At 55.4% G+C, this 8,495-nt stretch carries 6 protein-coding genes and 3 pseudogenes; 2 read left to right on the top strand and 7 right to left on the bottom strand.

The window, feature by feature from the left end; all coding sequences use genetic code 11:
- Positions 1-122: 122 nt before the first annotated feature.
- Positions 123-575: pseudogene (locus FS320_RS33105) on the top strand (transposase); the annotation flags it as partial.
- 288 nt (positions 576-863) lie between these two features.
- On the opposite strand, the gene FS320_RS33110 reads toward FS320_RS33105, so the two are convergent.
- The 6 genes and pseudogenes from FS320_RS33110 to FS320_RS33135 form a co-directional block, all read right to left on the bottom strand.
- Positions 864-2,132 (bottom strand): DUF4910 domain-containing protein, encoded by a 1,269-nt coding sequence (locus FS320_RS33110; RefSeq protein ID WP_152716665.1) that lies wholly within the window; start codon positions 2,130-2,132, stop codon positions 864-866.
- A 188-nt stretch (positions 2,133-2,320) separates the two neighbouring features.
- Positions 2,321-2,974 (bottom strand): PIG-L deacetylase family protein, encoded by a 654-nt coding sequence (locus FS320_RS33115; protein ID WP_152716666.1) that lies wholly within the window; start codon positions 2,972-2,974, stop codon positions 2,321-2,323.
- Positions 2,971-3,780 (bottom strand): sugar phosphate nucleotidyltransferase, encoded by an 810-nt coding sequence (locus FS320_RS33120; RefSeq protein WP_152716667.1) that lies wholly within the window; start codon positions 3,778-3,780, stop codon positions 2,971-2,973. Before FS320_RS33120 ends, FS320_RS33115 begins: the two co-directional genes overlap by 4 nt.
- On the bottom strand, positions 3,777-5,069 hold the full coding sequence (locus FS320_RS33125; RefSeq protein ID WP_274597251.1) for a class I SAM-dependent methyltransferase: 1,293 nt from the start codon (positions 5,067-5,069) through the stop codon (positions 3,777-3,779). Before FS320_RS33125 ends, FS320_RS33120 begins: the two co-directional genes overlap by 4 nt.
- A 74-nt stretch (positions 5,070-5,143) precedes the next feature.
- The gene (locus FS320_RS33130; protein ID WP_162003410.1) at positions 5,144-6,082 is read right to left on the bottom strand and encodes a glycosyltransferase family 2 protein; all 939 of its coding nucleotides are present in this window, start codon (positions 6,080-6,082) and stop codon (positions 5,144-5,146) included.
- 341 nt (positions 6,083-6,423) lie between these two features.
- A pseudogene (locus FS320_RS33135) lies at positions 6,424-6,852 on the bottom strand (transposase); the annotation flags it as partial.
- A 48-nt stretch (positions 6,853-6,900) separates the two neighbouring features.
- Between FS320_RS33135 and FS320_RS48665 the strand changes: the two are divergent.
- A complete protein-coding gene (locus tag FS320_RS48665) occupies positions 6,901-7,941 on the top strand; it encodes a transposase (protein WP_152716669.1) in 1,041 nt (346 codons plus the stop codon).
- A 42-nt stretch (positions 7,942-7,983) separates the two neighbouring features.
- On the opposite strand, the pseudogene FS320_RS48670 reads toward FS320_RS48665, so the two are convergent.
- Positions 7,984-8,256, bottom strand: a pseudogene (locus FS320_RS48670) (tyrosine-type recombinase/integrase); the annotation flags it as partial.
- Positions 8,257-8,495 lie beyond the last annotated feature (239 nt).

Here is an 8,495-nt window from a genome sequence, read left to right on the forward strand (position 1 = left end):
CATGAACCCTACCACTGTCGCGCTGGTGGCCCCGACAAACGGGAGCGGCGCGGCTTGCTGGTCGCCACCCACCGGAACGAAATCCTGGTGCCAAACCGCAATGCATCGATTGCGTTCGGATCGTGCATTGGATGCGCAATGCCATGGCGCACCTTGCCCCCAAGCAGCGCCCGGCCGTGATGGCGATGCTCAAGACCATCTTTGCTCAGGAGAACGCTGAAACGGCCAGGGAGCAATGGGCCTCAGTGGCTGAGACCCTGCGTGAGCGCTGTCCCAATCTGGTCGAGCTGATGGACCGCTCGCGCGAGGAGGTGCTGGTCTACATGAGCTTTCCGCGCGAGTACTGGGGTCAGATTGCCTCGACCAACCCGCTCGAGCGGCTCAACGGCGAGATCAAGCGGCGCTCAGATGTGGTGGGGATCTTCCCCAATGACCAGGCGGTGATCCGCCTCGTGGGAGCCTTGATGCTGGAGCAGAATGACGAGTGGGCGGTGAGCCGGCGCTACATGTCGCTGGAAAGTCTGAGCGCGTTGAGCGATGATCCCGTTTGCAGGCTGTCGGCCGTGACCGCCTGAGCAACCCGACTCAGCCGAGGACTGGCGGTCTTACACCACGCCACGGGAAACGATCTCTGAGTGTTGCAGAGAGCGCAGATGGTTATTGAGACCTAGCGTCGGGACGCCAGCGCCGCGCATCCACAATCATCCTCGGGGCTACTGACTGCCTGCTCCAGATGGCATAACGCCAGCTCACGTGCCCCCGAAGCGGACAACTCTGGATCAATGCCACACGCGAACCACTCACATAGTGATCCCAATATACTGACCAAGGACTATTCGTTTGCAAAGCAAACCTGAGCGGCATCAATCGGTTACCGTGATTAGACCCACTTCGCGTGCTGCTTTGGCTGCTGCCATCAGCTGGCGGTAAGGCAGTCCTGAGTACTCCACCATATCGAGGAGCGTATGGTGTCCGTCAGCAAGGTTCAGTACCCATTGCACAGCGAGCTGCATCGTGTCTCCCGCACCCTCCTGACCCGTCAAGGCTCGGTACAATCCATGACGCCCAAGGTGAGGCTCGCCACGGCCATCACGTCGTACATAAGTCACGTCCGCTTCGAGGAGATTAACCACATCCAGAATGGTGGCAAGTGACTCTTCAAGAGCATCCGCTTGGATGAAATCGAGATTATCAGCAGAGGTGTGATACTCCGAGAACGTACCGTTCGGCGAGCGCATGAAACACCCGAAGGGCAGGTTGTACGCAGGGGAGCAATATTGCCGCTCGTCGCAACCGTCTGGTCTGAAAGGAAGGATAGTGAATGGTCCGCTCCGCTCTGCTAGCACCCGTGCCACTGCTCGATCGATTGAGGCCGCACCACGCCGGCTTCGTTTGTAGTGAAAGTGGCCCGGGTCACCAACGCAGCTCAGTACTAAACCATGTTGAACCTTCGGCAGTACGGATTCATTTTGAGCAAGCCAAGCTAGAGAACCAAAGGTGGCAGGGATGAATAGAAACCGATAGCTTAAGCGAGACCTCCGGCTGAGAAGCGTGTGGGCTAAGGCTGTCGCCACAGCGATCCCAGAGAGATTGTCGTTTGCCAAGCTCGGATGGCAGCAATGAGTAGAGAACACAAACTCTTTGGATTCAGTTCCGGGAATCAACAGCTCGCCATAGGAGAGTGCACCAAGCGAAAAATCGCTGTCGATCTTGACACGGTAAGCCTCATCGTGCATCGCGAGCCAAGTAGTGTGTGGCAAGCAGAATGCCCAGTCATTTCCGAAATACGACTTGCGGTAAGGAATCAAATCGGGCTGCTCTGGTAGCGTGTGAACATGAGCCGCAAGCTCCTCACGCGAGACGATGCGGTCGATTGGAGAGCTGTAGCTCATGACATGAAGGCTCGAGGCGCTAAAGTCGACGATTGTGCGACCGTCGAGGGTCTCGATTAGCCCTTCCCGAATGTTCCACTCCCGCGGGATTTCCCAGTCTAGTACGCGGGTGCCACTGGGAACTTCCCGGATCTCGAGTGGGATGTCGCGGCGGATTCGCTCCAGCGTTCTACGAAGGCCAGCCCCAGTGATGCTCCGCGGCATTGGAAACAGGTCCCGGACTAGATCGAGGATGGGCATCGAGGATCCTGAAGATCGTTCCGGGTTGCTGGGGCACGTAGACTCAGGAGACGTGACTACCATTGCACCAAACTTATAGAATTAAAGATGCGAAAGCGGTGATGCAGAGTGCGCGCTTGCGCACGATTCCTGGGGCGATCAACAACAATCCTATGAAGTTACGAACGAATGTATGAAATTATCACAGGTCATCCGAGCCTCAGTTTTCGTGCTACGAAAGCCTCCGCATAACCGGAACAAGATCGACACTCAACACCTCGAAGCCTAGCAAGACCTCGGAAGGTTTCCTGGTCAAACCAGTCTTTCGAGCGCTGTGTTCCGAAATGAGAGTTCAGCAAATCAATCTTAAAACCCAAGATTGGTTCACTCAGGCTGATGTAGGCGTTTGGCCTTCCAAGATCGCCGTCCCATTTTGGAATTTCATATTCGAGAATGAGATGGTTGCGAAAATGGTTCCAGGTCAGCTGCTGGACCATTCGGTGATCTTGATGCGCGTCCTCGCCACGGTGCGTGAGGATAATGTCTGGGCGGATACGAGCCTGGAGCCCTTCCATCCAGACTTTGATCATATCACCCTGGAAGGGGAAATATCCGTCATTGAAATCACCAATTTCAATCACCCGCGACCTAGCTCCGGCAAGGAATGCCTCGGCCGATCGCTGAGCCTCGTCGCGGCGGGGGCCGGCCGCGCTCAGTACACACCAATGAACATCGAGTTCGATCCCATCCGCGATCCACTTGAGGATCGTCCCTCCGGCTCCAATCTCGATGTCATCGGAATGAGCTCCGAGGCAAAGGACCGACAGCCTATCGCCTGGCTTTGGAAAGTTGGTAATCTTCATCTGATGACTGAAATTTCGCTCGGAGGCCCGGGAAGACTTGGCACGCGCCAAGGGGTTTTACCTTGCTCCACCATATCTTCTAGAACCTGCCGGTCCTTCAATGTGTCCATTGCACTCCAAAAGCCTTCATGTTTATAGGCTATCAATTGTCCATCTTTGATCAGCCGTTCAAATGGCTCAAAGACGAGATCCTCTCCCTCCCTCATGTAGTCGAAGATCTCCTTCCGGAAGATGAAATAGCCACCGTTAATCCAGATTTCAGAGCGGTCTGCACTCGTCAATGCCTGTACGCTACCGTCACTGCCGATATCGGCGAAATGAAAGGTGAGGCGGGGACGGACAGTGAGGAAACAGGCGCACTTACCTGTCTTGAGGAACCACTCCGTCATGACTTCGAGGTCAACGTCAGTTAGCCCATCGCTGTAGTTGCAGTAGAAGACATCCTCGCCAGCAAGGTGTTTGCGTACAGCCCAGAGCCGCTCCCCGATGTTGCGCCAGATGCCAGTGTCAATTAACGCCACGCGCCAGTCCTGTTCGGATTCGCCGAGCGTTTCGACATGCGACCCAAAGCCGGACACGACACAATCAGAAAAGGCATGCGGACGAGATTCAAGGAAAAAGTTCTTGATGACATTCGCTTTGTAGCCAAGGCAGAGCAAGTAATCGCGATGACCATACTGGCTGTAATAGTTCATTACATGCCACAGAATCGGCTGGTTACCGAGAGGAACCATAGGCTTCGGGAGAGCTTCGGAGTATTCTCGAATACGCGTTCCAAGACCGCCACAGAACAGAACGACTTTCATGAGAAGATCTCCATAGGATCGATAACCGTCGCGCGGGGAATCGGTATAATGAATTTAGCTCCCCATTCAGCGACATGCCGCATCTGGCAGATAATTTCGTCTTTCAGGTTCCAAGGCAGGATGAGGATGTAGTCCGGCTTTGCCTCATCGAGAGCTGTGACTGGCCGGATAGGAATATTCATCCCTGGTGTGTAGAGTGCGTGCTTATATGGGTTTCGATCAACGGTAAAGTCAATGAAATCGGGTCCAATACCACAGTAATTGAGAAGCGTATTGCCCTTGCCCGGCGCACCGTAACCGCAGATGCGCTTTCCTTGGCTTTTAAGTTCAATCAGCAAAGCAAGTAGCTGTCGCTTCGTACGGCGGACCTGGTCAGTGAATGACGTATAGGTCTCGAGCCGATCAAGACCTAGATCTCGTTCGTGGGCTAAAAGATCTGCAACTGAAGGCTTCGGCCTTCGGCCCGGCTGCCGAAGTGACCAGTAAACTCTGAGAGAGCCACCATGCGTCGGCAGTTCCTCGACATCAATAACCTCTAGTCCGTGACGCGACGAAATCGCATCGACAGCAAGGAGAGATAAGTACGAGAAGTGCTCGTGATAGATGGTATCGAACTGGCTCTCCTCTATAAGTCGCGCCAAATGAGGGAATTCCAATGTCGCGATACCATCAGGTTTTAGAAGATGAGCAAGGCCAGCTACAAAGTCATTGAGGTTAGGGACATGCGGTAGGACATTGTTGGCTATGATGAGGTCGGCTCGACGGCCCTCAGCCACAATCCTTTTTGCAAGATCGAGCCCAAAAAACTCGGTCCTCGTTTCGATTCCCTTTGCAAGGGCCACTTGGGCTACGTTGTGCGCCGGCTCAATCCCTATCACTGGGATCCCGAACGGCAGAAAATGCTGTAGTAGATAACCGTCATTGCTGGCAAGCTCAACAACGAGCGAGTTCCTTCCAAGGGCTAAGCGCTCGCGGATCATCGAGCAGTAAGTTCTTGCGTGCTCAACCCAAGACGTGGAGTAGGATGAAAAATACGCGTACTCTCGAAAAATATGCTCCGGGGCGACATACTCTTTTAGTTGGACTAGTAAGCATTCTTCGCAAACCAGGACGTGGAGCGGGTAGAAAGGCTCCATTGTGTCGAGTTGGTCCTCACTCCGGTAACTCTCACATAGCGGCGACATCCCTAGATCAACAAAAGAGCGCTTCAGCTTTGCCCCGCACGATCTGCAGCCTGCATGAACGCGAAGTTCTGAGGCTTCCTCAGACAGGGATTGATGTTGCACCAAGTCACCACTCCATACCGGTTTGTGTCAGTCAGAAACGTGATATCCAGATCGAGTGTAGCGATTGAATGGCCGCATCAGCCTGTCTTCAAGCTTCCCCGGAGCTTTATGGCTGATTTTGCCTGCTGTGCGATGGTTGGAGATAGAAAACTTAGGATTTCCAGTGCATATCGCGAAAGTTGTTCAGGGCGCTTCACAAATCTGATAAGCTGGAGCCTTGCTCGATACGGTGAAACCACTTCTGGATGTCGCCCTGCAATCTCATACAAGTGTAGTAAAAGGTTGAGGTGCTCAGACGCGGCTTTCCTACTTGCCTCCCCATTCTGCCAACTGCTCCGAGCCAGCTTACTATCGATATGAATTGAGCGATGATCGTGCTCGCGATTGTAGAATATTGCCTCAGGAACGCGCTTGAACCGACTCAGCAGGGCCGCTTCTGCTAGCAACGCTTCGTCTGAGCTGTAGTAGGGGCGGTGAAGCGTGGTGCGACGTAATAGATCTATCCGGAACAGGCCGAAGATTTGGAAACAAGTACCGAAACTCATAACTGCTTTGCCGAAGCGCTCAGCGGGGTCGGTTTCGGTGATCTCCGGCATTTCTTCGCCAACCATCGGAATGGTTCTGCCATCCGCTTGAATGCAAATCGTCTGTCCATGGGCGAGGCCGAGGCTCGGGTCGGACTCAAGAGCAGCAACTAAGGCGGCTAAGTGGCCTGGGTTTATAAGGTCATCACAGGCGCACCACTTAAGGTACTGCCCGCGCGCAAGTTTGAAACCAAGATTATAATTATTTGCCGCTCCGATGTTCCGCTGATTTCGGTGGTAGAACACTCGCGGATCGCGCGCAGCGAAGTCCCTTACAATCGTGCCTGTGGAATCGGTCGAGCAGTTATCTGTGATAATTAACTCAAAGTCAGAGAAAGTCTGGGATAATATAGACACGATAGCTTCACTAACAAATCGTTCGCCGTTGTATACCGGCATTGCGAGAGATACACGTGGCGTTCTGTCAGCCATCACCTGATCCGTCTTGTATATTTCTTTGGGACGAGCTATTTCAAAATTTATCACATTATTGAAATACCTCCAGACCCTCTTGCGAACAAGATACATGCCGCATTGGGGCATGCATTCTAGTACTTAATAGGTATGTTTACCCTCTTTAAATACACGGAGCCTCATTCCTGCTTGGTTGGCCATTGGCAAGGGAGCAACGGCGGGACCTGCCCGAGGGCTACGGCCTTTGACAAACTGTCGATGATGTGGCTCGGTTTGTCTGAACAGCGTTTTCGGCTGGCTAAGTGGAGTGTCTGCCGGGGTTAGGCTGCTGCGAGCCGTGGCAGCGGGATAAAGTAGGCCTAATCGGGTGTCCTCCCGGCAAGACTCGAATGAGGTCTCCGGCCAGTGTAGAAGGACAGATACCGGCCGATCGAAGCGCGGGCCTCAGCAACAGTATTGTAAGCCCTCAGATACCCTTCCTCGGATTGGATGCTGCGCCACAGGCGCTCGACAAAGACGTTGTCGTGCCAGGCGCCCTTGCCATCCATGCTGATCGCGATCTTGTTCTTGAGCAGCACACTGGTGAAGTCGTGGCTGGTGAACTGACTGCCTTGATCCGTGTTGAAGATCTCAGGACTGCCGTAGTGGCTCAGGGCTTCTTCCACCGCCTCGATGCAGAAGGCGGCCTTCAGAGTGATCGACAGCCGCCAAGCCAGCACGCGCCGGCTGAACCAGTCGACCACCGCCGCCAGATAGACGAAGCCCCGCGCCATGGGAATGTACGTAAGATACTGTCGGCGAATTCCCTGTTGGCTATTCAGCAAGAGGAGGACTGCATGAGCCTTCATCCCGAGCCGATTGGTGAGATCCCGGCCGAGACCGTGCGAGTTGCCCGGGCAGCTTTCCCTAAGGGCAACATTGTGACCCGGCTGCGGGAGGAATTTAGCGGCCTCTACCAGGATGAGGACTTCCGACGGTTCTACCCGAGCCGGGGGCAACCCGCCCTTGCGCCGTGGCGGCTGGCTTTGATCACGATCTTCCAGTTCCTCGAGCACCTCAGCGATCGACAAGCCGCCGACGCGGTCCGGGCCCGGATCGACTGGAAGTACGCTCTGGGGCTCGAACTGACTGATCCCGGGTTCCACTTCAGCGTGCTCACCGAGTTCCGGGCCCGCCTTGTCGCCGGCCAGGCCGAGCATCTGCTGTTGGACACCATGCTCGAGCAGTTCAGGGCTCGCGGCCTGATCAAGGTGCGCGGCAAGCAACGCACCGACAGCACGCATGTGTTGGGGGCCGTGCATGACCTGCATCTTCTGGAACTCGTCGCTGAGACGCTGCGCGCCACTCTCGATGATCTGGCCGCCGTTGTTCCGGACTGGGTTCGCGGGATCGCTCAGCCGGCCTGGTTCGAGCGCTATGCACATCGCATTGAGGACTATCGTCTGCCCAAGAGCCGGGAGAAGCGCGAAGCCCTCTCGCTGGAGATCGGCGCGGATGGGTTCTTCCTGCTCGACGCCTTGGACGATGCGAGCGCGCCGGCTGCGGCCCGCGTAGTGCCGATGGTGCAGACGCTGCGTGACGTATGGCGGGTGCATTATGCACGGGATGACGGGCGGCCGCGCTGGCGGGCTGGAGCGGAACTGCCCCCGGTGGGCGAGCGACTGCAGTCACCCTATGACCCGGAGATGCACTACAGCACCAAACGTCAGATGGAGTGGTCCGGCTACAAGGTCCATGTCACCGAGACCTGCGATGCCGATGCCGCGCACCTGATCACGCACGTGAAGACCTGCCCGGCCATGGAGCAGGACATGACGAGCACGGCCGAGATCCACGCCTGCCTGGCGGCTAACCGCGGTACGCTTCTGGGTGAATAGTACTGGCTCCTTGGGCTGGGGTGTTCGTATCAGCGTACATCGATACTGCTCGATCTCTCGCCGCAGACGAGTATTCATGAATACCACGCGCGCGTGCCCACCTTTTGTAACAGCCGCACCGAGCCGCAACTGCTCACGTACTCGACCTTCGCGATCCAAGAGATCATCCCAGCACAGACTGGCGATCTCGCCGACACGGAGGCCAGCAAAGTAGCTTAGCATCAGGGCAAGCCGATTGCGTGCTCCATGCCGTCCCTGACTTACTACAGCTGTGAGGCGTTTGAATTCTGCATCAGTGGGTACGTGCGCGGGCATCGATTGCTCATCCTCTATTGCTGCTAGCAACAAAGCATGATGTTTCCAGAATTCCAGAAGAGCAATGCTTTCATTAACGTCATTCAGGACAATGACTTAGCAGCATAATATGTAATAGGGGCAAAACCGTTGGCGATCACGCTAAGGAGCAGCGGTCGCTGACCAGATCTGCCAGGCGCGGGACGGCTGGCGCATCAGCAATTCCCAGTCTATCGCCAAGATAGCTCCAGAATGACACT

Source organism: Microvirga tunisiensis (assembly GCF_009296175.1).
Lineage (GTDB): Bacteria > Pseudomonadota > Alphaproteobacteria > Rhizobiales > Beijerinckiaceae > Microvirga > Microvirga tunisiensis.